Raw genomic sequence first — 24,292 nt, forward strand, 5'->3', positions numbered from 1 at the left:
ATCGGGCCGCTCCTCGCTCGTCTCATCCGACGGTGTCGCCACCGCCACATCATGGTCTGTCATGGTTGTCTGTCCTTCCAGCCGAGCGAGTCGCTCAGCGTTTCAGGCCAGACCAGTTACACCGCGGATCTGACAGTCCCGGCGCGCATGTCGATCGAGCAGCCATCGATGTACTGGGACGCCCAGGCCGCGACGTTCGACGATCAACCGGACCACGGTCTGCGCGACCCGGCCGTCCGCGAGGCCTGGCGAACCCTGTTGCGTTCGGTGTTTCCTGAGCCCCCAGCCGAAGTCGCCGACCTGGGTTGCGGAACGGGTTCGCTCTCACTCTTGCTCGCATCGGAGGGCTACCGGGTGACCGGCATCGACCTTTCAGCGGAGATGATCTCCACGGCTGCGTCGAAAGCAGCAGCCTCCAGCGTCCCCGTGACGTTCCGGCGCGGAGATGCTTCCGATCCCGACCTTGGGCGCGGAACTCTGGATGCAATCGTGGTGCGCCACGTCACATGGGTGCTCCCCGACCCCAGTGATGCAATTCGCCGCTGGGCATCACTTCTTCGCGATGGAGGTCCACTCGTCCTGATCGAAGGGTTCTGGTCGACCGGCGCGGGAATACGGGCGCACGACCTCGAGGGAGCCGTCCGGCCGATTCTCGGACAATGCGAGGTGCGACAACTCGCAGACGAGCCTCTCTGGGGACGATCCGTCGACGACGAGCGCTACATGCTGGTCGCACGCCCGTAACTGCCGATCTACGTGGCCCAGGCAGACGTCCGAGATCTACTCGAACGCACTCGGTCATCGCAGCCATCCACAGAACGCCCCCCTCGCTCCCGGCGAAGTCGCACTCCGTCCGACCGACGCGGCCACTCGATCATCACATGCCCAAGGGCGGCCGAGACCACTCAGATCGGCACGTCGGTGCTCGGTGAGCCGGGCGACTTGTTCTGCGCTGAAACTGTGGTCAGTCGGCGGTATCGATGTATCGGGTTGCGGACGGCGTGCCTGTTGCCAGTGCGGTTCGGAGGGTGTCGATGGCGACGGCGGCGCGTTGGTGTGCGTCGGGGCCGAGGGCGTCGACGATGAAGAGTGCGTTGGCCGTGGTGTCAGTGATGGCGGTGCGTGGGGTCTGGCGCCAGTTCCATCGCCTGCAGGTGACGCCGGTGTCGTCGCGCCAGACCGGTTCGCCGGGCTCGGGATGCTCCGCCACACCGAGCCCGTCGTTGGTCGTGTCGAACTGTTCGGTGCCGTCGGCGCGTACGAGTCGAGCCGGGCCGACGAAGGCGTCGAGGTTCTCGACGCCGATCGGGATCCGTTGGAGGACCGAGATCGCGTTGTAGGTGTCGGTGATCTTGTTGATCCGCGGGAGCCCGTTCTTCTCGGCACGCCGGGAGAGGGCGTCGGCGCTCGGTCGTGTCCGGTTCGGCTTGGCGCCGAAGGAGCGGTACGCGTCTCGCCAGTGTTCGAGGTGTACGTCGTCGAGATCGATGTCACACGAATCGGCCGCTTGAAGCCACTGGTCGCTGTCGGTGTCGGAGGGACCGGAACTGATACCCGCCACGACCATCAGCCCGGCGCAGTAGTCGGGACGGAGATCGAAGATCGCCGGGTCGATGCGGACCGCTGCGAGCCACTCGCCGAGTTCATTCACCGACCACACGTGTTGCACCATAGCGGGCATTATAGTGCCCGCTATGGAGATGAGTGCCACGGTGGGTGCAGCGGTGCGGGCGCATCGCAAGGAGCGGGGTTGGTCGCTCGACCGCGCCGCGACCCGGCTGGGGGTGAGTCGGCGTCTGTTGACGCAGATCGAGTCGGGATCGGCGAACCCGTCGCTGTCAACGTTGTTGTCGATTGCGAACGGGTTCGGAATCGATCTGACCAGCCTGATCGCGAAGACCCCGGGCGCAGTCGATGCCGTGCTGCAGCCGGACAACGGATCCGCTGCGTTGCTGTGGTCCACCGATGCGGGAAGCGCGGCGCGACTCGTCGTGGGGATGGGGCCGCTCGAGATGTGGGTCTGGCGCCTCGAACCCGGTGAGTCGAAACGATCCGACGCCCACAGCGCCGGCAGCCTCGAAGCGCTGATCGTGAACGCCGGTCGGGTCGAAGTCGACATCGAGGGCGGCGAAAGCCACACCGTCGATGCTGGCCAGTCACTGATCTTCGCAGCCGACGTCGACCACGGATACCGCAGTGTCGCCGACGGCGCTGCGGAGTTCCACCTGGCCGTGTTCGATCCCATCGACAACCCTGCCGGCCGCTGATGCCTGCTCTGCTCGCCATTGCATCGGCGTGCACGTTCGGTGTCGCCGACTTCATCGGCGGACTCGCCACCCGCAGAGCAGCCGTCGTCGCGGTCACGTTGATCACGAACCTCGCAGGTGCTGCCCTCGCCGTCGTGCTCGTCGTCGTGATCGACGGGGCCTGGTCCTTCGAGACGGTCGCATGGGGTGCAGCCGGAGGTCTCGCGGGCCTCGCCGGGCTCTTGCTTCTCTACCAGGGTCTGGCCGAGGGACCGAACCGACTGGTGAGCCCGCTGAGCGCAGTGGTCGCCGCAGCTGTTCCGGTGATCGTCGGCGTAGTGCTCGGCGATCGCCCGGCGACGATCGCGATCGTCGGGATCTGTGTGGTCCCGATCGCTGTGTGGCTCGTCGCCGGCGGCGACATCGCATCTGCCGGCGCGTCCCGTCGACCACTCGCGCTCGGCGTCGGAGCCGGGTTGGGATTCGGCACGTTCTTCGTGCTCCTCGCCCAGACCCCCGACGACGCCGGGGCCGTGCCGCTGCTCATGGCAAGAGCCACCTCGGTCACCGTGCTCCTCGCCGCCACCCTCGTCACTCGACCGCCGACACCAAGCCGATCGACCGTCGGCATCGCCGCCGTCGCAGGCGCACTCGACATGGCTGCGAACGGTCTCTTCCTGTGGTCCACACTCGACGGCGACCTGGCCATCGTCGGCGCGCTCGTCAGCCTCTTCCCCGCCACGACCGTCCTCCTCGCCGTCATCTTCCTCAACGAACGCCTCGACCGCAGACAAGCCCTCGGCCTCGCGCTCGCCGTCACCGCCGCCGCGCTCCTCAGCTGAACCCTTTCGGACCCATGCACCCCACACACGATCCCCGCCGCCCGACACCGTGCGCTCGACCAACGTCGAACGACTCGCGACGTGCAGCAAGCAGCACATCGAAAGCCACCGAGATCAACGACCCACCGGCCCGCGACGCGACAGTACCCCACTGGCGAGACATCGATGGCCGCCACGCTCTTCTGATCGTCCCGATCGTCGATGCGTACGTGTCGCCACGCTGGTACCCGTCGAAGGCACAACACGGCAAGGTCGTGCCCACGTCGAACTAGGAGTTGATCCATCTCCACGGAGTCGTCGAGGTCCACCACGATGCCGATTGGAAGCGGAAGGTCGTCGAAGATCTGACCCGGGAGAACGAGGGTCGGGTCGATGACCCGGAGCTGGTTGAACCGTGTGGGGTGATGTCCGACGCATCGGCGTCGTTCATCGATGGACAACTCAAGGCGATCGTCGGGATCGAAGGTCGTGTCGAACGCGTCGAAGCGAAACAGAGGCTGAGCCAGAACCAGCCCGAGCAGGACCGCCTCGGTGTGATCGACGGACTCGCCAGGTCACAGAACCACGGCGCGATCGAAACCTCGAATGCAATGCGCGAACAAGACCGATAGCTCGGCATCGAACCGGTCCCCACCGCGCCCATCTCGGCGCTCCACGCGAAGGCACCTTCCCGCTCAGGTGCGGAACTTCTTCGAGCGACGACCCGCTCCAGATTGCCAGCGGTCCGACGACATCGACGGCGACTGCTCTCGCGTGTGCGCGAGCGCTTCGATGTCGCTCGATGATGCACATCTTCAGGAATCGGTGGGTGTTGGCGTCGCGCCGTGGGCACCATGGAGCGTCTCGATGAGAACCATGTCTGGACCACCTGTGGCCACAGCTCCTGAGCCTGAGGCGACCTCGGTGAGCGAACAGGAGGTCGCGCCAACGTCTGCACACTGACCGCGATCGAGGCACATCAGCGTTCGCCTGACCCGCTCGCCAATGTCGAATCCCGAACGCGTCTCGGCGTCAGTACCTCTTGTCGGGCGATACCACTCGTCTCACCAAGGAGGACACTCACGTCTGCGCTTCAAGCTGCATCGCCAGCACGCCTTCCGAGCATCTGCTTCCGCACGACGCGAACGGTGCGGGCTCGAGGATCGAACCCGCACCGTTGGTCAGTTCATTTGCGACGCCGGCTATCGCAGCGAGTGTTCTAGAGGGTGCCCTTGCGCCACGGGCCCGTGATCGCGAACGTGATGCCTGGGCTCTGCAGGTTGGCGAACATCCAGTTGCCGTTCTTCGGTTCGAAGGTTGCTCCCGCCCACTCCGAGCCGGTGTAGTCACCTGACCCGCTGTATCCCTTCGCCGCCATCACGTCGGCAGGCAGGACGACATTGTTCTGGGCGAATCGGAAGATCTGGCCGTCGGGCGTGAGGCCGTGCATGTACTCGAGTCCGCTTCCGTCCTCGCACAACACGATGCCCCCACGAGGGCTGACACAGATGTTGTCAGGAGCGCCAAGAAGTTCGGCGCTCGTGGATGCGAACACGCAACTGAAGTCGTTGGTGATCGGGTCGTACGCGAATACCTGCCCGAGCCGGAGCGGCCCACCGTTGCTGGCCACGATGTAGACCACACCATTCCCGAACCATGCGCCCTCACCGCGCGTGATCAGTGCTGCACCCTTGGCTGCCGCTTGGCCCCGTGTGCTCATCGCGTAGTCGTTGGTCTGCGGGTCGGGGTCGTCGACCACGACCCAGGACGCAGTGTCCGACTGCCCGGTCATCCACTGGCGAGTGTCGGTCGTGCCTGCGAGCGCCATTGCCTCGAGGACACCGCCGGCGGCGAGGTTGACGGGGTCGTTGGGACGGAAGCGGTACAGCACCGAATCTCCGGTGTCCTCGGTCTGGTAGACGTATCCGGTCGTCGGATCGGTGGCGGTCGCCTCGTGGTTGAATCGTCCCATCGCAACGAGCGCCTCGCCTGAAGCCATGCCGTTGGCCGGCACCTCGAAGTTGTAACCGTGCAGCCGGGTGGCAGTGTTTCCGGGCCCCGGGATCGTGAGGTTTTCCTCGCACGAGATCCACGTGCCGTGCGGGGTCGGCCCACCCGCACAGTTCCGGATGGTGCCCGAGAGGCTTGCGTAGCTTTCGCGCCATTGGCCTGCGTCGGGGTCGAACAACATGGTCGTCGTGCCGCCCCCCGCAGCCGGGTCGTAGGTGTTGGCGGCGGGCGCGAACGGGGCCCCGAGCCCCTGCTCGTGGTTGCGAACGAGTCGCACACCGTCGTTGGTGCGGAATGCGGCCATTCCGTCGTGTGCGCCAGGGGTTGCTCTCCCGTCGGTCATCGCATCGTTGGTCCAGCCGTAGCTGATGTACTCGAAGCCCTTCGGCAGCATCAACAACTCGAGTCCACTGGTCTCGTCCCTCACCGGAGCGAGCGGCCCGTACCCGACGCCCGATGGCTTGCCACTCCCGCCGCCCGGGTTCTGGGCTCGATCGGGACTCGCGGCGCGAGCACCCATCGCACGGAACGGGCTCGCGACTGCAGCGGCTGCGCCGACTCCCGCTGCGGCTTTCAGAAACGATCGGCGTTGCAGCGGGTTCGAGTGTGTGGTCATGTGTGTCTCCTTGGCATGGGGTGTGTGGTCGTTCGCTTCGACCGTAGAAAGCCCGGGTGAACGCCACACCGCCGACGTGCAACCGATGTCGGAACTCCCGATGAACAACTCGCAACCCAGACCGAGGGGCCACGCTGGATGAATCGGCCGGGGTTTTGCGTCAGGTCATCAACGATCCCGAGGGGATTCAGAGATGCCTGCGAAGAAGGAGTACACAGCCGAGTTCAACGAGCAGTCGGTCTGTTGTTCGAGCACATCGAGGTCGACGAGTCGCGGTACGCGGCGTGTCAGCGCCTCGGCCCGAAGCTGAACGTGAAGGCGGTGACGCTCTACAACTGGGTCAAGATCGCCACCCCGAAGCCACCCCGAAGCCACCCAAACCCGCAGCGGTGGCCGGCTCGGTGGAGGATCTGACGGCGCAACTCGCTGAGATCCGCAAGGAGAACCGCGAGCTTGCTCGGGCGAATCAGATCCTGCAGGACGCGGCGACTTTCTTCGGGGCGGCGCTCGACCGTCGATCACGCAAGTGAGTGAGTTCGTCAGAGCGTTTCCGCATCACGGGGTCGAGCCGATCTGTCGTGTCCTCTCCACCGAGGAACACCCGATCGCCCCGACATCGGTCCGCTGCGCGCTGCGCCGGCCGACGTGCGGTCGGCGACTCGAGGACGACCAGTTGACGGTGTCAAGGAAGGTGTCAGGGCGGTGGCGAACCCGGAAACGAAAAGAGCCCCAGGTCGGTGACCTGGGGCTTCTTCGTGGAGCTTAGGAGAATTGAACTCCTGACCTCTTCCATGCCATGGAAGCGCTCTACCAACTGAGCTAAAGCCCCGCATTTCTGCGAACGGAGATGATAGCGCCACTCGCTCGACTTCAAACCGCTTCGGCGGCCGCCTCAACCGCCGGTCTTCGCCCAGTCGAGACGGGGCACGTCTCCGTAGAGGCGTTCGATCTCGTAGAAGTCACGCATCTCCTTGTGGAACACGTGAACGACGACGTCGCCGTAGTCGATCAGCACCCACTGCCTCTCGCGGTGGCCCTCGGTACGCACCGGGCTGATCCCGAGTTCGGACTTGGCCGCCCGTTCGATGTCCTCGGCCAACGACTCCACCAGTCGGGAGTTCGATGCACTCACGATGACGAACCATCCCGCGATGGCCAGTACGTCGCCGACATCGAGAACGAGGACGTCGTCACCCTTCTTGTCGTCCGCGGTACGTGCGGCGAGCAACGCGAGGGTCCGCCCGTCGTCCGGTGTGGTCACGGGGGCGGCACTCTCGGTCGCGTCGGCGTCACTCATCGTCGGTGACCGTATCGGTCGAGATGCTCTCGTCGTCGTTCGACGGCGAGTCGTCGCCATCGAGGGCTGCGCCGTCGTCTCCCGTCGGGGCGTCGCTCGACGGCACGTCACCGTCCTCGGCCAGCGGATCCGCGAACTCGTCACTCACGTCGAAGTCGGCCCCACCGTCGTCCTCGTCGGTGGATGCGTCGGCGGTCGCCGCCGCCTCGCGCTCGATGCGCAGGAGGTCGGCGCGTTGCTCGAGGAAGTCGGCACCGAGGATCACGACCGCGTCGATCCCATCGGTGAGCGTCGTCGCCACGACGACCTCGGCGTCGCCGAAGAACCGCTCGGACACCGCCCGCACGTCGGCCTCGAACCGGGCATCGGCGATCTCGATGCGCGTCACGTCGGGGATCGAGGCCGGATCGTCGGCCAGGGCGACGGACACGACGTTGGCCTGCGCGAACAGCATCTCGCCGATGAAGCTCCGCGTCATCGACGCCTTCGTGATCGTCCGTCCCGAGAGATCCTCGCCGAGCACAGCGACCTGGTCGTCCGTGAACCCGACCACGAGGGAGAAGCTGAGCGACTCGTTCGGCTTGGACACCTGCCCCGGCGACACCGACCCGAACACCAGCAGCGCATCTCGTCGATCGACGAGCACGAAGTCGGAGTCGGTGGAGTTCTCGGCGCGTCGCGCCGCATCGACGTCGATCGCGATGTCGCGGAACGACACCTCGCCACCGAGCAGGCGCGACCAGAAGTCGTCGAAGTCGACTGGGTCGTCGGGGCGACCGAGGTCGTCGAGTGGAACCGTTGCCGCCTCGACCCCCGCTGCCGACGCGACCCCTGCCCACAGCGCGGCGTCCACCTCGTGGTGGCTGTAGGACGGACCGTCGGCATCGATCGCAGTGAACGCCTCGACGAGTTCCTCCGTGTCGAGTTCACGCTCGCCCTCGACGGCCACTCGGCCCGAGCCCGGCGTGTCGGAATCGACCACGTTCTGGGGAAGATCGACGACGACGTCGCCGAGGGGCTCCAGCAGGGCAGTGAGCTCGGCGGGACCCGCCACCACCGCACGTTCGATGGTGAGCGTCAGGAGCGGCTCGATCTCGGACAGCAACTGCTCCTGTTGGGCCTCGTCTCCCGGCGTGTAGGGCTGGCGGCTGATCGGGCGCCGTTCGGGTCCGAAGCTGTTCGTCTGGTCGGCGTTCACCGGGACCGCGACGATGCTGCCCCCGGCGCCTGACGGGTCGAGCGTGAAGACGGCGATCGAGGTGAGTCGATCGAGGTCGTCCACCACCGCCACGACCGCGTTGGGTGTGGACGGAAAGACGACGCTGTCCCGGACATCGACCTCGGGTGCGGTGCCCTCCTCCGAGGAACGCAACGTGGTGAACGAGACGACACCGACCGCGACGACGGCGATCACGGCAACCAGTCCGACGACGCCGCCCCACAGGGTGCTTCGTCGCCGACGTTCGGCGCTCGCGGTCATCGGCCCACCTGCGACAGATCGGATGCCGAGACGATCGACTCGTCGTCCGAACCGTACAGTCTGCGCCGTTCGATGACGTCGAGCGTGGCGTCGGTGAGGAGGTAGTCGAGTGGGCGGCCGTCGACGAACCGGGCACGCAGATCGGTGCTCGACACGTCGAGGCGCGGGACTTCGACCCGAATCCAGTCGACGTCGGGATCGAGCACGACCGGAGCGCCCGGTCGATCGACGACGACCAGGTCGCTCCGACTCACCACCTCGTCACTGCGCTCCCACGTGTGGAGCTTGGCGGCGGCGTCGTCGCCGACGATCGTGAAGAGACGGGCACGCGGGTACTCGTCGGCCAGCACCCGCAACGTGTCGGCCGTGTAGCTGTTCCCACCCAGATCGAGTTCGTGACGCCCGGGGATCAGCCCCGGGACGCTCTCGACGGCCGCTGCCACCATGGCGAGACGATCCTCGGCGGGCGTGATCGGTCGCGTGCCGTCCTTCTGCCACGGCACGTTGGCCACCATCAACACCACGACGTCGAGATCCAGTGCGTGGCGGACGTTGACAGCCGTGACGAGATGCCCGACGTGGGGTGGATCGAATGTGCCACCGAACACACCGACCCGGAGCTCGTGCGCGCCGGAAGGCGTCTGAGCAGGGGCGACGGGCACGATCGCTGATTCTAGAGGCCGCCGACCGCGAGTCTGCGGGCGCACCTGGACAATCCGACCCCATGAGGGGTTGACACGTCTGTTACTTTCAATGGGCCCCCAATAACCCCCCACTACCGGTTTGAGTCGGATTTCACAAGGGAAGTCCCCCACTCGTCAGCGTTCGTCGCTCCGATCACTCGAAAGATGGACGCCCACACAGCGTCCGAGTCCACGATCCAGCCGAACTCTGGGACTGTGCCTGACGGCACAGCACCCCGCCGGAATCACCAACACCACGAATGGTTGTACGAAGCATCATGAATGACTCCATCGGTCTCTACCTCAACGACATCGGCAAGGTTCCCCTCCTCACCGCGGAGGACGAACGGGAACTGTCGCGCGTCATCGAGGCCGGCCGTGACGCCCAAGAGGCGCTCGACAGCGGCAAGCGCGGCGTTGCGCTCAAGCGTCAGGTCCGTGAGGCCGCCAAGGCCAAGGATCGGTTCATCCGCTCCAACCTGCGCCTCGTCGTCTCGATCGCCCGCCGCTACCCCCTCCCCCAGGGAATGGATCTCCTCGACCTGATCCAGGAAGGCAACCTCGGTCTCGAGCACGCAGTCGACAAGTTCGACTGGCGGCGCGGGTTCAAGTTCTCCACCTACGCCACGTTCTGGATCCGCCAGGCGATCGGTCGTGCACTCGACCAGAAGGCCAGCCTCATCCGCATCCCGGGCGACCGCTCGGCCAGCCTCCGCGCCGCCCTGCGTCAGGCCAGCGGCGACGGCGAGACCCTCGACCAGCAGAACGCCGAACTGCACCGTCTGACCACGCCGGTCAGCCTCGACAAGACCGTCGGCGACGACGGCGATGCCACGCTCGGCGACCTGATGGCGAACGGTGACACCACTCCGGAGGACGCCGTCATGGCGCTCGTCGAGAGCGACCTGCTCGACGAACTGCTCGACACGCTCGACGCCCGCGCCCGCTTCGCCGTCGAAGCCCGGTTCGGTCTCGTCGACGGCGAGCGCAAGAGCTTCCGCGAGGTCGGCGAGCAACTCGGCGTCACCGCAGAAGCCGCCCGTCGCCTCGTCAGCCGGGCCGTCGCCGGACTCCGCGACGACGCCGAACGGATCCTCGCAGTCTGACGTCCGTCCGACTCGACAGTTGAACGGAGCCGCCGGACCTCGGTCCGGCGGCTTCGGCCGTTTTCGGGGCAGCAACCCGTCGCTGGTCTGATCGGCACAATCGCTAGCCTTGCTGCCATGTCGTCTCGTGAGCAGTGGTCGCCCGGTTCCTGGCAGGAACGAGTCGCCGGCCAACAGCCGAACTGGCCCGACGTCGGTGCACTCGAAGGCTCGCTGAAGACCATCTCGCAGATGCCGCCCCTGATCTTCGCCGAGGAGGCCCGCTCGCTGCAGGCCCACCTCGGCCAGGTCGCAGCCGGCAACGCCTTCCTCCTCCAGGCCGGCGACTGCGCGGAGAGCTTCGAGGAGTTCTCCGCCGACAACATCCGCGAGAAGCTGCGGGTGATCCTGCAGATGGCGATCATCCTCACCTACTCCGTGGGCGTGCCGACGGTGAAGGTCGGCCGGATCGCCGGTCAGTTCGCCAAACCGCGATCGTCGGACATGGAGCAGATCGGCGACATCGAGATCCCCTCGTTCCGGGGCCACATCGTGAACGACCCGACCTCGACCGAGGCAGCACGGATGCCGAACCCCGAGCGACTCGTGCAGGCGTACCACCAGTCGGCCTCCACTCTCAACCTGCTGCGGGCGTTCACCAAGGGCGGCTTCGCCGATCTGTCGAGGGTCCACTCGTGGACACAGGAGTTCGTCGCGGCGAGTCCGGCGGGTCAGCGCTACGGGAAGCTCGCGTCGGAGATCGAACGCGCCCTGTCGTTCATGCGGGCCTGCGGCATCGAGACCGAACAGAACGCCAGCCTCTCCGAGGTCGACGTCTACACCTCCCACGAAGCCCTCCTCCTCGGGTACGAGGAAGCACTCACCCGCAAGGACTCCCTCACCGGCGGGTGGTACGACTGCTCGGCCCACATGCTGTGGATCGGCGAACGCACCCGCGATCTCGACGGGGCGCACATCGAGTTCCTGCGGGGCGTCGGCAACCCGGTCGGCTGCAAGGTCGGCCCCACCACGACCGCCCAGTACCTCCTCGAACTCTGCGAAGTGCTCAACCCGTCACGCATCCCGGGACGTCTCACACTGATCACCCGCATGGGCGCGGACAAGATCGAGGACGGACTGCGTCCCCTGCTCCGCGCGGTCACCGACGCCGGCCACCCCGTCGTGTGGGCGTGCGACCCGATGCACGGCAACACCTTCACCGCGCCGAGCGGACGCAAGACCCGCGACTTCGACGACATCGTCGCCGAGATCGGCGGCTTCGTCCGGGCGCACCGCGCCGAGGGCACGTGGCCCGGCGGGATCCACGTGGAGTTGACCGGCGACGACGTGACCGAATGTCTGGGCGGCGCCGAGCAGTTGAACGACAGCCAGCTCGACGATCGCTACGAGACCGTGTGCGACCCGCGGCTCAACGGGCGCCAGAGCGTCGACCTCGCGTTCCGGGTCGCCGAACTGATCTCGCAGTTCACCTGAGTCGTCCCACCAGAGCAACGGCCATCGAAGCGCGACGCCAGACGATGCGGGTGGACGACACGGAGACCGAGACGTCGCAGTGACCTCGAACCCGACCGGCGTGCTCGGACTCGTCGACGACTGGCCGGTCGACAAAGTGGCCGCCGCCATCGTCGTCGACGGGCGAGTCGTGGCGTCGCACGGCGCCACCGACCACGTGTTCCGGCTCGCGTCGATCTCCAAGACCATCACGTCCTGGGCGGCGTTGGTCGCCGTGGAGGAAGGCATCATCGGACTCGACACCGTCGTCGCACCCGAGGTGAACGACGCGACGCTGCGTCACCTGCTCGCGCATGCCGGCGGGTACGGGTTCGACGGACCCGACCCGATCGCCCCGATCGAACGCAGACGGATCTATTCGAACACCGGCATCGAGGTCGCCGCGGCGGCCGTTGCAGCGGCGGCCGAGATGCCGTTCGAGGAGTACCTCCGCCTCGGAGTCCTCGAACCGCTGGGCATGGCCACGACCGAGTTGCGCGGGTCACCCGCGCATGCGATGTGGTCGGGCGTGGCCGATGTCGCCACGTTCATGCGCGAGGTGATGTCACCGTCGCTGGTGTCCGAGCCGATGGGAGCCGCAGCGATCCGTCCGCACTTCGCATCGCTCGGGGGTATCGTTCCCGGCGTGGGACGTTTCGATACGTGCCCGTGGGGATTGGGTTTCGAAGTCCGAGGGGACAAGTCTCCTCACTGGACGGGCTCGCTCAACTCTGCGGCGACTTGTGGTCACTTCGGTGGCTCCGGCACCTTCATGTGGATCGACCCGGACTCGGTGCAGGGTCACCACGTCGGTGTCGTCGCACTGACCGACCGCGCCTTCGACGAGTGGTCGGCCGACGCCCTGCGACTCTGGCCCGAACTGTCCGACGCCGTCATCGGCGAGCTGACGCAGGGCGCACCGGCAACCTGATGGCCGCCCTCGACCATCACTTCGACCCCGGGGACCGGGTGCGGTACGAGACGGTGGGAGAGGATGGTTTCCCGCTCGTGCGCTATGGCTTCGTCGGAGGTCAGACCCATCACTGCGGTCCGGTCGTGGTGATGCTCGACGGGGAGCTGGGCGGCGACGTCGTCGACCTCGACGCGATCCAGCCGGTGAGCATCTCCAACGTCACCCTCAAGCTCGAGGGCTCGGATCTGCTCGACGATCCCGAGCTCCGCCAGGGGCTCGTCGAGCTGTGGCATGCCGAGGCCGAGGACGCGGGGCTCCAGATCGTTGCCATCCATCCGGTCCGCAGCGGCCTCGGTGTACGGGACAGCAGCGAGGGATTCGCCCTGGCGGAGTTGACGGCCGCCGGCGAGCACTACATGCTCCGAGCCACACGGTGCGTCAGCGAGGACGCCGTCCTGATCTCCGCGACGCGTCCGAATCGCTGGCTGTTCTAGACCGAGTCGAACTCACGCCGGATCCGGGTCGCACGAACCACGTGGCGGCACCGAACCGGTGAGTGCAGCGCCGTGACGTGTCAGACGCTCGGAGGTGCGAACGGAGTGCTCGGTGGCGGGCTGATCGCCTCGGTCGACGACTGCGGAGGCGGCATCTGAGGGGTCGGTCGCGACAGCACCGGCGAAGGTGTGAGCCCCGAATCCTGGGAAGTGGCCGGCCGAGGCGCTGGACGAGACGAGGTCATCGAGTCCTCGGCGAACACCTGGTTCGGCCCGGAACGGCCGCCGGCCGCGAGCGCCGCATCGGCGCGCTCGATCGTGGTCGCCAGATCGCGACCCGAACCCGTGGCGACTCCCACCGACACCGTCACACGGGATTCTGCGAGCAGCGGCATCTGCTGCACGTTGCCGCGGATGCGGTCCGCCACGGCGAGTGCGTCGTCGTCGCTCGTCGCCGGGAGCAGCACGCAGAAGCTGGACGGTCCGTGTCGGTAGACGACGTCGGTCGTACGGACCGTGGCCATGATCACCCACGACACGCGCTCCAGGACTCGGTCACCGGACGCCACACCCTTCTTGCCGTTGTAGACCGAGAAGTCGTCGACGTCGATCATCAGGGTCGCCGTGGGCTGGTCCGAGGTGTCGATCCCCTGGGCGACATAGGCGTCGAGTTGGCGGCGATTGAACGCGCCGGTCACGCGGTCGACGATGACGTCGTCCTGTTTGCGACCCCGTCGAAATCTGAAAGTCATGCGAGGTCATCGACCGATCTTGCACAGAACTTGAGCCTGACCTCATGCTGCGTGGTCGGTCGACCCTCTCGGTGTCCGGCCGCGTCCGATCTCGGCCGACGGGTCCGGTGTCGCATCGAGCCGAGACCGGTGCGGGCGACCGTGAGCGTCAGCGGGTGTCGACGACGCGGAACGCCTCGGCGCTGGAGCCCGGCGGCAGTCCGTGTTCCTCGGCGATCCCCTGCCACCACGTTCGCACACGGATCTGCATCCCGTCCGGGTCCCGGTGCTGACTGGCGTGGCACATCAGCGCCTCGATCTTGCGATCGAGTTGGGCGGTGATGTCGACGACTCCGTCCGCCGACGGTCCGAAGGCGACCCAGATCTCGTCGACCGACCAGTCGGCCACTCCGGTGATCGGTCGGTCGGCGAAGGCGAACGGGTTGCGGGCGTCGGGATAGACCGCCGAGAAGGTCGCCTCGGCCGTGGCGATGTGGTCCGGGTGGGACCCGTAGGTGGAGTCGAGGCTGCGGATCGGATTCTGCGTGATGACCACCTGGGGGCGCACATCGCGGATGACCGCGCTGATGTCGTGGCGCAGGTCGAGGTCCGCGACGACCGATCCGTCCATGTGACCGAGGAACCGGAGATCGGTCACGCCGACCCTGGCGGCCGCCTCCGTCTGCTCCCGACGTCGGATCGTCGCCATCTCCGTGCGTGGGATCGAGCGATCGAAGCCTCCGGCCTGCCCATCGGTGACCAGGCAGTAGACCACCTCCACGCCTGCGTCGGTCAGGTTCGCCACCGTTCCGGCCGCGCCGAAGTCGACGTCGTCGGGGTGCGCCATCACGACCAGTGCTCGTTCGATCTCGTCGGGCTGCAGCATCACGACAGTCTGCCTCCACCGGGGACGAGTCGAGTCGTGCGCACCGGATTCGGTCGACGTCGGTACGACTTCTCTACAGTCGGGGAATGACGACCGGTGACCCAACGCTGCCCGACATCACACTCGACCAGATCGACCTGTCCGACATGGAGTTCTGGGCAGGACCCCGTGACGAACGCGAGGCCGCGTTCAGGGCACTGCGTGACGCGCCGGGCCTCGTCCACTTCGACGAACGCGTCATCGAGGGGTACCCGTTCCCACCGGGTGACGGCTACTACGCGCTCGCACGCCACGAGGACATCTGGCACGTCAGCCGCAATCCGAAACTGTTCTGCTCGGGTCACGGGTCGAACATCGGTGACCTCGGCCAGGAGATGAACGAGTTCTTCGGGTCGATGATCAACATGGACGACCCGAAGCACTTCCGACTCCGGTCGATCGTGTCGAAGGGCTTCACACCCAAGGAGGTCAGCCGGGTCGAGGAGTTCGTGGTCGACAAGGCGAAGGTCATCGTCGACCGGATCCAGGAGCAGTTCCCCGACCGGACGTGCGACTTCGTCGAGCACGTCGCCGCAGCGCTCCCGCTCGAGATCATCTGCGACATGATGGGGATCCCGGCCACCGACTACTCGAAGATCTTCGGGTGGACCAACACCATCCTCGGCGTCGGCGACCCGGACTTCGTCACGTCCTACGAGGACCTGATGAACCACTCGCTCGAGATGTTCACCTACGCGCAGGCGCTCGGGGAGGACCGACGAGCGAACCCGCAGGACGACATCACGTCGGTGATGATGGCCGCAGACGTGGACGGCGAGCAGTTGACCCCCCAGGAGTTCGGATCCTTCTTCATCCTCCTCGTCGTCGCCGGCAACGAGACCACCCGCAACGCGATCAGCCACGGGATGAAGGCACTGACCGACAACCCCGCCCAGCGTGATCTCCTGTTCGGCGACTACGCGACCCACGCCAAGTCGGCGGTCGAGGAGATGGTCCGCTTCGCCACACCGGTCATCCACTTCCGGCGGACCGCCACCGAGGACACCGAGATCAACGGCTTCCCGGTGAAGCAGGGCGAGAAGGTCGTGATGTTCTACAACTCGGGCAACCGCGACGAGCGCGTCTTCCAGAACCCCCATGCGTTCGACATCACCCGTCCGCTGCAGCCCGCCCAGGTCGGCTTCGGCGCCGGCGGACCGCACTTCTGCCTCGGTGCGAACCTCGCACGCCGCGAGATGACGGTGATGTTCGACGAGATCCAGCGCCGCCTCCCGTCGCTGCGCATCACCGGCGAGCCCGAGTACCTGCAGTCGAACTTCATCAACGGCATCAAGCGCCTCCAGTGCAGTTGGGACTGATTCGTGGCCGGTGACGACGCGCCGGTCCCGACCCGCCGCGACGGCAACCGCGAGACGACGATCATCCGGACTCTCACACGCGTGGGAATGGTGCTCTACCTCGCCTGGGTGTTCTGGCTGTTCCAGGTCATGTACCGGGTCACGCAGGTCGCCGGAGGGGTGAGTGCCGGCCTGTGGGAGCAACGGGTCGAGGACCTCGCGTTCATCGGCTTCCTGCCGAACCTCCCGTGGCTCGCGCTCGTCGCCGTGGCAGCCTCGGTCGCGACCTGGATCGCCGGCCCGATGCAGCAACTGGAACTCGCGATCCTGCTCCGCCTCACCCGCTGGACCGCCAACGCCCTGATCGTGGTCGCAGCCGCGAACGCGGCGTTCGCGATCTTCGGCGTGTCGGGCGGTCTCGACGAGGTCGGCACGATTGCGTTCAGGGCATCGGGTGGGATCGGCGCACTCGCGATCTCGATGCTGTGCCGTGAGGCCGGGCGCAACGCGCCAGGTGGCTGACGGCACCTTCGCGCACTCGAACTCTCGACCGGTTGATCGTCAGCCGCCGAGGTCGCCGCTGCGGAAGTGGCTCCGGCACAGCAGCTCGTAGCGGATCGAATCGCCGAACAGCGGCTGGTCGTGCTCGTCGGTGTCGCCGACCATCACCGTGTCACCTTCGTAGACGACGATGCCGTTGACGACACGGCCGTTGTGGGTGGCTCGGTGCCCGCACCAGCAACGGGCCTCGACCTGCAGCGCGCTGTGTTCGTCGGCGAGTTCGAGCATCCGTTTCGTCCCCTCGAACAGTTCCCCGCGGAAGTCCGTGAGCAGACCGAACGCGTACACGTCGACCTCGAGGTCGTCGACGACCCGCGCCAGATCCTCGCACTGCTCCTTGGAGTAGAACTGCACCTCGTCACAGATCATGTAGTGGATCGGCCAGTTCGCCACGGCCAGTGCGTACAGGTCGGACTCGGCAGCCACTTCGATGGCCGGTGCAGCCACCCCGAGGCGGCTCGTGACCTGGCGGCCTTCGCGGTCCATGCTGGTGAGCAACAACCCGAAGAGTTGGCGGTTGGCGAGGTTGTGGTGGATCTGCAGTGCCACGGTGCTCTTGCCCGAACCCATCGTGCCGAAGTTGAATCGCAGCGTCGCCATGCCGCTCGCGAAGCTACCCGCGATGACACAGGGGGCGGGTCATCCGCCACCCGCGTCGCCGCCACCCTCGTCGCCATCCTGGTTCGCTCCGCCCTGATCCGGGTCGACGACCGCAGGGCCGTCGATCCGTGTGATCTCGTCGGTGGGCTCGTCGCTCCCACCGCTGCATGCGGCGCACAGCAACAGGACACCGACCAACGCAACTCTCATCCGCCCGAGCCTACGCAACCTCTGTTGATCCGTCCCGGAACGAACAACAGAGGTTGGTCAGAGGAGGGCGCGTACGGCGTCGATCGTGTCGGCGTCGTCGGAGGTCTTGTCCTGGCGGTATCGCTTCACTCTGGCGAAGCGCAGAGCGACGCCGCCGGGATAGGTGGTCGACACCTGCACGCCGTCGACCGCGATCTCGACGACCTGCACCGGTTCGACGTGCACGACGTGGCGCTCCCGACCGGTTCCCTCCCCGATCTTCAGCCGACCGAACCGTTCGGTCTGCCAGCGCAGCATCTCGTCGGTCATCCCCTTGAACGTCTTGCCGACCATCACGAACTCGTTCGCGCTGTCGTCGGCGGCTCGCGCACCGAGGTGGATGTTGGACAGGAATCCCCGCCGACGACCGTGCCCCCACTCGACCGCCAGCACGACGAGGTCGAGGGTGTACACCGGCTTCACCTTGCGCCACCCCTTGCCGCGACGACCGGCCTCGTACGGTTGATCCAGGTCCTTGACCATCACGCCTTCGTGCCCGGCGCGGATGGCCCGGTCGAGGAACGCCTCGGCCTCGGCCACGTCGGCGGTCACGATCGACGCGAGGCGATGGACCTCGGGCACGGTGTCCGCGAGGAGCTGGCGTCGGACGCTCAGCGGTTCGTCGTGGACCGGGGAGCCGTCGACGTGGAGGATGTCGAAGAAGAACGCAGCCAGGCCGTCGCCTCGCCCCGCTCCGAACTCCACACCGTCGGCGCGGCCGGCACCGAAATCTCCCGCCGTGTCCTGGAAGCGTCGCGGCGACCCGTCGTCCGTCAACCCCATCGCCTCGCCGTCGAGCACGAGGTCACCACCGGGCAACGACCGGACGACCTCGACCACACCGGGCAGTCGACCGGTCACGTCGTTCAGGTTCCGGGTGAACAATGACACCGCTCCCCCGCTGCGGTGGGCCTGGAGGCGGACGCCGTCGAGCTTCCAGTCGACCTGCGCCGTGCCGGCAGCGGCCATCGCTTCGGCGACGGAGCTGCCCGGGCTGGCCAACATCGGTTGGACGGGACGCGACGGCACGAGAGCGACCGCATCGAGTGCGGATGCTCCACCCGTGAGAGCAGCATGCGCCGCCGCGCCGAGATCCCCTGCCATCATCGCCGCGCGACGGACCGCTGCAACCGGCACCCCGGCAGCGGCGGCGATCGCCGTGGTCAGCACTCCACCGAGTGCACCTCGGCGCAGTTCTCCCCCGAGGACACCCCGCACGAGTTGCTGCTCACGGTCGGTCGCCCGTCCGAGGACGTCGACGAGCGCCGACCGCCGGGCAGCGCCGACCCCGTCGCCGGCCATCGCGGCGACGCGTCGCAGTGCGTCGTCCACTTCGGCGATCTGCAACGTCGCCTCGACCGCGGGTGTCGCCCGGACCTCGACGAGCGTCGCCCAGCCGACCCCGATCCGCCCGAGCGGCGTGGTGCCGACGAGAAACGACGCGGCAGGGACGATCTCGTCGGGTCGCAGCCGCCGGAGGACCTCGGCCAGGATCGCCACCTTCTCGTTCCGCTTGGAGGTCGCTCCCACCGCATCGGACGCGGCGGCCAGTTCATCGAACAGCACGTCGTGCAGTCTGCCCCGGTCGTGCGATTCGCGAACCGCCCGTGTCCGCATCGACCGCACCCGGCTGACTACGGTGAAGCGTGTCGCCCGGCAACGGTGCCAGGCGTGTCGAGGCATCGGGGGATGCGTCGGCGACACGACATGTTCCCTGGGGGAAACATCACATGACCGACACGATCGATCGACCCGACACGACGGACGGGGATCGGATCCTCGACCACCTCGTCGTCCGCTTCGCAGGCGACTCCGGCGACGGGATGCAACTGACCGGCGACCGCTTCACCTCGGTGAGCGCGTCGTTCGGGAACGACCTCTCGACGCTGCCCGACTTCCCTGCCGAGATCCGCGCCCCCGCCGGCACGGTCAACGGCGTCTCGGCGTTCCAGGTGAACATCGCCGACCACGACATCACCACACCGGGCGACGAACCCACGGTGCTCGTGGCGATGAACGCAGCGGCGCTCAAGGCCGACCTCCACCGACTCCAGCCGGGAGGGACGCTGATCGTCAACAAGGACTCCTTCGGCGAACGCGACCTGGAGAAGGCCGGGTACGCCACCGACTCGGGCCCCAACGGGGAGCTGGTCAGCCCGCTCGACGACGGTTCGCTCGACGGCTACCGGGTGATCGAGGTGCCGATGACCACACTGACCCTCGAGGTGTGCGAGCCGCTCGGCGTCAAGGCCCGCGACGCCGAGAGATCGAAGAACTTCTTCGCCCTCGGTCTCGTGTCGTGGATGTACACCCGCCCGATCGAGCCGACCGAGGAGTGGATCGAGGAGAAGTTCTCGAAGAACGAACAGGTCGCCGCGGCGAACAAGGCGGCGTTCCGTGCCGGCTTCAACTTCGGTGAGACCACCGAAGCGGTCGGCCATCGATACGAGGTCCGACCGGCCACGTTGCCGGCGGGCGAGTACACGAGCATCACCGGCAACACGGCGCTCGCCTGGGGCCTCATCGCCGCCGGTCAACTCGCGAAGCTGCCGATCACCCTCGGGTCGTATCCGATCACCCCGGCGTCCGACATTCTCCACGAGCTCTCCAAGCACAAGCAGTTCGGCGTGCGCACCGTGCAGGCCGAGGACGAGATCGCAGCGGTCGGCGTCGCACTCGGTGCTGCGTTCGCCGGTCACCTCGGCATCACCACCACCAGCGGCCCGGGCGTGGCACTCAAGAGCGAGACGATCTCGCTCGGCGTGGCGATCGAACTGCCGTTGCTGATCATCGACATCCAGCGTGGCGGACCGTCGACCGGGCTGCCGACCAAGACCGAGGCATCCGACCTGAACATGGCGCTCTACGGACGCCACGGCGAGTCTCCGCTCCCCGTGGTCGCGTCCTACTCCCCCGCCCACTGCTTCCACGCTGCGATCGAAGCAGCACGTATCGCTCTGAAGTACCGCACGCCGGTGATCCTGCTCTCCGACGGGTACCTCGCCAACGGCTCCGAGCCGTGGAAGCTGCCCGACATCGAGACGCTGCCGGACATCTCGGTGCCGTTCGCCACCGAGATGAACCACGTCGGAACCGACGGCGACGGCGAACCCGTCGACGAGTTCTGGCCGTACCTGCGCGACGAGAACCTGGCCCGTCCGTGGGCGATCCCCGGCACGCCCGGGTTGATGCACCGGGTCGGTGGGCTCGAGAAGAAGGACGGAACGGGCAACATCGACTACACGCCCGAGAACCACGAACTGATGACGGAGTTGCGAGCGGCCAAGGTCGCCATGGTCGCTCAGGACATCCCTGCGACCGTGGTCGAGGGTGACGAGGACGCCGACGTGCTGGTGCTCGGATGGGGATCCACGTGGGCGGCGATCGATGCCGCCGTGCAACGCCGGCGGCGAGCAGGCGTGAAGGTCGCCAAAGCCCACATCGTCCACCTCAGCCCACTCCCACCCGACCTCGGCGACCTGCTGAGGAGGTACAAGCGGGTGATCCTGCCCGAACTCAACCGCGGTCAACTCGCCCATCATCTGCGCGGCACGTTCCTCGTCGACATCACACCCGTGACGAAGGTCCAGGGTCTGCCGTTCAAGTCGCGAGAGATCGAGGCGGCCATCGACGATGCCGTGGCGAGTCTCCGATCCGCGGAACAGCACGAGCAGAACGGAGGAGTGTCATGAGCACTGCACAGGTGGCCGTCACCACGAAGAAGGACTGGACCAGCGACCAGGAGGTGCGCTGGTGCCCGGGCTGCGGCGACTACGGCATCCTGTTGGCGGTCCAGCAGTTGATGCCATCGCTCGGCGTCGCTCCCGAGAACACCGTGTTCGTCTCCGGGATCGGCTGCTCCAGCCGGTTCCCGTACTACATGAACACCTACGGCATGCACTCCATCCACGGGCGTGCACCGGCCATCGCCACCGGCATCAAGACCGCACGGCCCGACCTCGACGTCTGGGTGATCACCGGCGACGGCGACGGACTGTCGATCGGTGGCAACCACCTCATCCACGCGCTGCGACGCAACGTCAACCTGAACATCCTCATGTTCAACAACCGGATCTACGGCCTGACGAAAGGTCAGTACTCACCCACCTCGCAGGTCGGCAAGGTCACCAAGTCCACACCGATGGGGTCGGTCGATGCGCCGTTCAACCCGCTGTCGGTCGCCCTCGGCGCCGAGGCCACCTTCGTCGCACGGACCCACGACCTGGACCGCAAACACATGCAGGAGGTCTTCCGGGCCGCTCACGCTCACCAGGGGGCGTCGTTCGTCGAGATCTACCAGAACTGCAACGTCTTCAACGACGGTCAGTTCAACGACGTCACGAAGAAGGACAGCCGCGAGGCGATGATGATCGATCTCGTGCACGGCGAACCGATCACCTTCGGAGTCGACCGGTCGCGCGGCGTGATGCAGGGCAGCGACGGATTCCTCAAACTCGTCGACGTCGCCGACGTGGGATCGGAGAACATCCTGGTCCACGATGCACGGGCGGATCGCCCGTCGCTCGCATTCGCACTCGCCCGCCTCAGCGACGACGACCACTCGCCCACGCCGTTCGGCGTCTTCCGTGACGTGGAACGATCCGAGTACGCCCAGGCGGTGAGCGACCAGGTCGTGGCCGCCAGCGATGCCAAGGGGCCCGGCGACCTGCACGATCTCCTCGCCTCCAACGGCACCTGGACCGTCACCTGACCCGACCCGTGCGACCGTCGACGGGAGTCGGCGGACCGGCTGCCCCACCGCCCGAGCCCGGCCCGGACACGCCGCCACGACGCGGAATCGTCGACGGTTCAGGCGATGCGGGCGCCACTCGACGGATCGAAGATCTGGGGGCGGTCGACACGCAGGCGCATCGACGAGTCGATCTCCTCGGCCGTCGCCGTCCCCTCGGCGGTGACGAGCTCGCCGGCCCATCGGCACAGCAGACCACCGGTCGCCCCCGGAACGATCCGCAGCAACGTCGCCTCGGCCTCCCCTCGATCGTCACGAACCAGGCCGGCGGTACGCACACCCAGCGTGACCATCCGCCCGACGTGGGCAGCCAGCGCTGGAGACCAGACGCGCAGGTGTACCGCTTCGTGTGCCGACAGCCAATAGCCACCGCCGTCGGCGGTGACCTCGACGCGGAGCCGCCACAGCGGCCCCGTGGCCGTGGCGATCGCGACCGAGGCAGGTTCGTCGTGGACCTCGGCGGGAGTTCCCGTCTGCACCACCGACGCCGGCGATCCGTCGAGGACGATCAACAGCGACGCGAGTGACATCGCGTCCACCGGTTCGTTGGTGGCCATCAGGGTCGTCACCCGATACCCCGCCTGCAGCATGCGGATCTCTCGTCGCATCCGCTGGCGGAGGTGTTCGTCGAGCGGGGCGAACGGCTCGTCGAGCAACAGCACGCGCGGGGTGCGCACCATCGTCCGTGCGATCTGCACCAGTTGCTCCTCGCCGCGCGACAAGGTCGCCGGGTTCCGTTCCAGGAGGTGGTCGATGTGCATGGCTCGCGCCTCGGCGCCCACCCTCTCACGGATCGCCGCTGCCGCCTGCCGTCGGAGTTCGAGGGGGAACTGCACGTTGCGCCGCACGTTGCGCGTCGGGAGCAGGGCCGCCGATTGGAAGACCATGCCCACGTCACGTTCAGCGGTCCTCCTCGGCGACATGTCGACGCCATCGAACTCGACCCGACCGCGCGACGGGGTCTCGAGCCCGGCGATCGTGCGGAGGAGCGTGGACTTCCCCGTACCGGACGGGCCGATCACCGCAGCGAAACCGCCGTCGGGGATCTTCGCGTCCACGCCGTCGAGCACCGTGCGGCGACCGACGGTCGTCGTGAGGTCGTGGAGAGACACCGCAGCCATCGCCCGCTCAGTCTCTCACGCTCCCAGAACCCACCCTTCCTCGCTCACGATGGTCTCCTCGGTTCCGATCGGAACCTGTGGCGAGAAGCCCGCCGCCAGGTCGATCGACCTCAGGTGCCGGGCGACCGCCATCACCTGGCGTTCGTCGCGGACCCTCGCCTCCCACCCGTTGCGCGCATCGTCGCCCGGGCGGGTCGTGGAGTCGACGAGGGTCGGCCACACCTCGACGAGCACGACGTCGGCCTCCGGGGGACGGAGGCCGCAGGTGAAGGGCCAGACGTCGACCGAACGTCCCGAGGTGACGAGCCGGTCCAGGAGTCGCGACATCGCGGCGATGCCGACCAGGCTCTGGCTCCCGACTGCACCGGCCCCGAGCAGCTGCCAGGCGGAGAACGGCCGCATGCCGCGTCGCCGCAACTCGGCCTCGACCGTGCGCCACTCGGGCAGCGGATCGCAGGGGACCTTCGTCGACGTGAGGTGGCTCGATGCCCTCGACGGATGACACCCCCAGAACGGTCCCGGGCCGGAGGACATCGTCTCGTTCAGTTCGCGTGCGACCTCGAATCGGTTGTTGGCATTGCGCTCGTCGTCCACGATCGTCGCGGCCAGGAGCTCCCACGTCACCGCCCACGGCACCCCGGTCAGCCCCACGGCGTCGGCCGTCCCGGCGGGGAACCCGAGCGAGAAGTCCACGCCGACCAGGCAGCGGCCGGAACCCGACGCGAGGTGCATCAGCAGGTCGCAGGCTGCGGTGCGTGTCGGAGGGTTCACCGTGCTCAGGTGACCCGACGCAACGTGCAGTTCGGCGATCCAGATCGAGTCCTTGCCGGTCGTGGGCGTCGAACTGGCGCTCCAGTCCACGACGACGATCCGCTCGAACATCGATGCGCCACGCATGGG

At 67.2% G+C, this 24,292-nt stretch carries 24 protein-coding genes, 1 tRNA gene and 1 pseudogene; 13 read left to right on the top strand and 13 right to left on the bottom strand.

The annotated features are described in order from the left end of the window. On the top strand, positions 1–744 hold a 744-nt coding region (locus ABJK40_RS03520), incomplete at its 5' end, for a class I SAM-dependent methyltransferase (RefSeq protein WP_348510149.1). A 220-nt stretch (positions 745–964) separates the two neighbouring features. Here the strand turns inward: ABJK40_RS03520 and ABJK40_RS03525 are convergent. Continuing rightward, a complete protein-coding gene (locus tag ABJK40_RS03525) occupies positions 965–1,672 on the bottom strand; it encodes a phenylalanine--tRNA ligase beta subunit-related protein (RefSeq protein ID WP_348479695.1) in 708 nt (235 codons plus the stop codon). Between the two features lie 22 nt (positions 1,673–1,694). Between ABJK40_RS03525 and ABJK40_RS03530 the strand changes: the two genes are divergently transcribed. The 3 genes and pseudogenes from ABJK40_RS03530 (at position 1,695) to ABJK40_RS03540 (ending at position 3,699) form a co-directional block, all read left to right on the top strand. Continuing rightward, positions 1,695–2,267, top strand: a complete 573-nt coding sequence (locus ABJK40_RS03530; protein WP_348510150.1) for a helix-turn-helix domain-containing protein — start codon at positions 1,695–1,697, stop codon at positions 2,265–2,267. Then, positions 2,267–3,088, top strand: coding sequence for an EamA family transporter (locus ABJK40_RS03535; protein ID WP_348479693.1), 822 nt, complete (start codon positions 2,267–2,269; stop codon positions 3,086–3,088). Before ABJK40_RS03530 ends, ABJK40_RS03535 begins: the two co-directional genes overlap by 1 nt. Positions 3,089–3,102: 14 nt before the next feature. Then, a pseudogene (locus tag ABJK40_RS03540) lies at positions 3,103–3,699 on the top strand (FMN-binding negative transcriptional regulator). 587 nt (positions 3,700–4,286) lie between these two features. Here ABJK40_RS03540 and ABJK40_RS03545 read toward each other — a convergent pair. Beyond that, positions 4,287–5,693 carry an alkaline phosphatase PhoX gene (locus ABJK40_RS03545; protein ID WP_348479692.1) on the bottom strand — a complete coding sequence of 469 codons (1,407 nt, stop codon included), beginning with the start codon at positions 5,691–5,693 and terminating at the stop codon, positions 4,287–4,289. A 284-nt stretch (positions 5,694–5,977) separates the two neighbouring features. On the opposite strand from ABJK40_RS03545, the gene ABJK40_RS03550 reads away from it, so the two are divergent. Next, on the top strand, positions 5,978–6,223 hold the full coding sequence (locus ABJK40_RS03550) for a hypothetical protein (RefSeq protein ID WP_348510151.1): 246 nt from the start codon (positions 5,978–5,980) through the stop codon (positions 6,221–6,223). 226 nt (positions 6,224–6,449) lie between these two features. On the opposite strand, the gene ABJK40_RS03555 is transcribed toward ABJK40_RS03550, so the two are convergent. The 4 genes from ABJK40_RS03555 to nadD all read right to left on the bottom strand — a co-directional run bounded on the left by ABJK40_RS03555 (position 6,450) and on the right by nadD (position 9,132). Beyond that, positions 6,450–6,522: transfer RNA gene (locus ABJK40_RS03555), tRNA-Ala, on the bottom strand. A gap of 63 nt (positions 6,523–6,585) precedes the next feature. Continuing rightward, positions 6,586–6,990 carry a ribosome silencing factor gene (gene rsfS / locus ABJK40_RS03560; protein WP_348416385.1) on the bottom strand — a complete coding sequence of 135 codons (405 nt, stop codon included), beginning with the start codon at positions 6,988–6,990 and terminating at the stop codon, positions 6,586–6,588. Further along, complete coding sequence (locus tag ABJK40_RS03565) at positions 6,983–8,470, bottom strand: hypothetical protein (protein ID WP_348479690.1); 1,488 nt, start codon at positions 8,468–8,470, stop codon at positions 6,983–6,985. The genes rsfS and ABJK40_RS03565 overlap by 8 nt, the downstream gene beginning before the upstream one ends. Beyond that, positions 8,467–9,132 (bottom strand): nicotinate-nucleotide adenylyltransferase, encoded by a 666-nt coding sequence (gene nadD, locus ABJK40_RS03570; RefSeq protein ID WP_348479689.1) that lies wholly within the window; start codon positions 9,130–9,132, stop codon positions 8,467–8,469. The genes ABJK40_RS03565 and nadD overlap by 4 nt, the downstream gene beginning before the upstream one ends. A gap of 299 nt (positions 9,133–9,431) precedes the next feature. Between nadD and ABJK40_RS03575 the strand changes: the two genes are divergently transcribed. The 4 genes from ABJK40_RS03575 to ABJK40_RS03590 all read left to right on the top strand — a co-directional run bounded on the left by ABJK40_RS03575 (position 9,432) and on the right by ABJK40_RS03590 (position 13,157). Beyond that, on the top strand, positions 9,432–10,259 hold the full coding sequence (locus tag ABJK40_RS03575) for a sigma-70 family RNA polymerase sigma factor (RefSeq protein ID WP_348510152.1): 828 nt from the start codon (positions 9,432–9,434) through the stop codon (positions 10,257–10,259). Positions 10,260–10,376: 117 nt separating this feature from the next. Next, positions 10,377–11,732, top strand: a complete 1,356-nt coding sequence (locus ABJK40_RS03580; protein WP_348478781.1) for a 3-deoxy-7-phosphoheptulonate synthase class II — start codon at positions 10,377–10,379, stop codon at positions 11,730–11,732. Positions 11,733–11,811: 79 nt separating this feature from the next. After that, the gene (locus ABJK40_RS03585; RefSeq protein WP_348478782.1) at positions 11,812–12,681 is read left to right on the top strand and encodes a serine hydrolase domain-containing protein; all 870 of its coding nucleotides are present in this window, start codon (positions 11,812–11,814) and stop codon (positions 12,679–12,681) included. Further along, positions 12,681–13,157, top strand: coding sequence for a hypothetical protein (locus tag ABJK40_RS03590; protein WP_348478783.1), 477 nt, complete (start codon positions 12,681–12,683; stop codon positions 13,155–13,157). Before ABJK40_RS03585 ends, ABJK40_RS03590 begins: the two co-directional genes overlap by 1 nt. Before the next feature lie 80 nt (positions 13,158–13,237). Here the strand turns inward: ABJK40_RS03590 and ABJK40_RS03595 are convergent, their stop codons facing one another. Both ABJK40_RS03595 and ABJK40_RS03600 read right to left on the bottom strand, forming a co-directional pair. Next, positions 13,238–13,909: a GGDEF domain-containing protein gene (locus ABJK40_RS03595; protein WP_348478784.1), complete on the bottom strand. Its 672-nt coding sequence runs from the start codon at positions 13,907–13,909 to the stop codon at positions 13,238–13,240. A 148-nt stretch (positions 13,910–14,057) separates the two neighbouring features. Beyond that, positions 14,058–14,774 carry a PIG-L deacetylase family protein gene (locus tag ABJK40_RS03600; RefSeq protein ID WP_348478785.1) on the bottom strand — a complete coding sequence of 239 codons (717 nt, stop codon included), beginning with the start codon at positions 14,772–14,774 and terminating at the stop codon, positions 14,058–14,060. 86 nt (positions 14,775–14,860) lie between these two features. Between ABJK40_RS03600 and ABJK40_RS03605 the strand changes: the two genes are divergently transcribed. Further along, the gene (locus tag ABJK40_RS03605) at positions 14,861–16,132 is read left to right on the top strand and encodes a cytochrome P450 (RefSeq protein WP_348478786.1); all 1,272 of its coding nucleotides are present in this window, start codon (positions 14,861–14,863) and stop codon (positions 16,130–16,132) included. A 3-nt stretch (positions 16,133–16,135) separates the two neighbouring features. Then, entirely contained in the window at positions 16,136–16,633 is a 498-nt protein-coding gene (locus ABJK40_RS03610) for a hypothetical protein (protein ID WP_348478787.1), read from the top strand. Positions 16,634–16,672: 39 nt separating this feature from the next. Here ABJK40_RS03610 and ABJK40_RS03615 read toward each other — a convergent pair whose 3' ends face one another. From ABJK40_RS03615 to ABJK40_RS03625, 3 genes are read right to left on the bottom strand one after another with little or no spacing between them, the layout of a single operon-like run. Further along, the gene (locus ABJK40_RS03615) at positions 16,673–17,272 is read right to left on the bottom strand and encodes a thymidine kinase (RefSeq protein WP_348478788.1); all 600 of its coding nucleotides are present in this window, start codon (positions 17,270–17,272) and stop codon (positions 16,673–16,675) included. Between the two features lie 39 nt (positions 17,273–17,311). Next, a complete protein-coding gene (locus ABJK40_RS03620; RefSeq protein ID WP_348478789.1) occupies positions 17,312–17,482 on the bottom strand; it encodes a hypothetical protein in 171 nt (56 codons plus the stop codon). A 57-nt stretch (positions 17,483–17,539) separates the two neighbouring features. Then, entirely contained in the window at positions 17,540–19,087 is a 1,548-nt protein-coding gene (locus tag ABJK40_RS03625; protein WP_348478790.1) for an ATP-dependent DNA ligase, read from the bottom strand. Positions 19,088–19,251: 164 nt separating this feature from the next. Here ABJK40_RS03625 and ABJK40_RS03630 point away from each other — a divergent pair, with 164 nt between their 5' ends. Together ABJK40_RS03630 and ABJK40_RS03635 are read left to right on the top strand one after the other, a co-directional pair. Further along, positions 19,252–21,213: a 2-oxoacid:acceptor oxidoreductase subunit alpha gene (locus ABJK40_RS03630; RefSeq protein WP_348478791.1), complete on the top strand. Its 1,962-nt coding sequence runs from the start codon at positions 19,252–19,254 to the stop codon at positions 21,211–21,213. Next, positions 21,210–22,232: a 2-oxoacid:ferredoxin oxidoreductase subunit beta gene (locus ABJK40_RS03635; protein ID WP_348478792.1), complete on the top strand. Its 1,023-nt coding sequence runs from the start codon at positions 21,210–21,212 to the stop codon at positions 22,230–22,232. The genes ABJK40_RS03630 and ABJK40_RS03635 overlap by 4 nt, the downstream gene beginning before the upstream one ends. Before the next feature lie 98 nt (positions 22,233–22,330). On the opposite strand, the gene ABJK40_RS03640 is transcribed toward ABJK40_RS03635, so the two are convergent. Together ABJK40_RS03640 and ABJK40_RS03645 are read right to left on the bottom strand one after the other, a co-directional pair. Beyond that, positions 22,331–23,392 carry an ABC transporter ATP-binding protein gene (locus ABJK40_RS03640; RefSeq protein ID WP_348478793.1) on the bottom strand — a complete coding sequence of 354 codons (1,062 nt, stop codon included), beginning with the start codon at positions 23,390–23,392 and terminating at the stop codon, positions 22,331–22,333. 15 nt (positions 23,393–23,407) lie between these two features. Further along, complete coding sequence (locus tag ABJK40_RS03645; protein ID WP_348478794.1) at positions 23,408–24,289, bottom strand: hypothetical protein; 882 nt, start codon at positions 24,287–24,289, stop codon at positions 23,408–23,410. Positions 24,290–24,292: the final 3 nt, after the last annotated feature.

The organism is Ilumatobacter sp. (assembly GCF_039969435.1).
Taxonomy (GTDB): Bacteria; Actinomycetota; Acidimicrobiia; order Acidimicrobiales; family Ilumatobacteraceae; genus Ilumatobacter_A.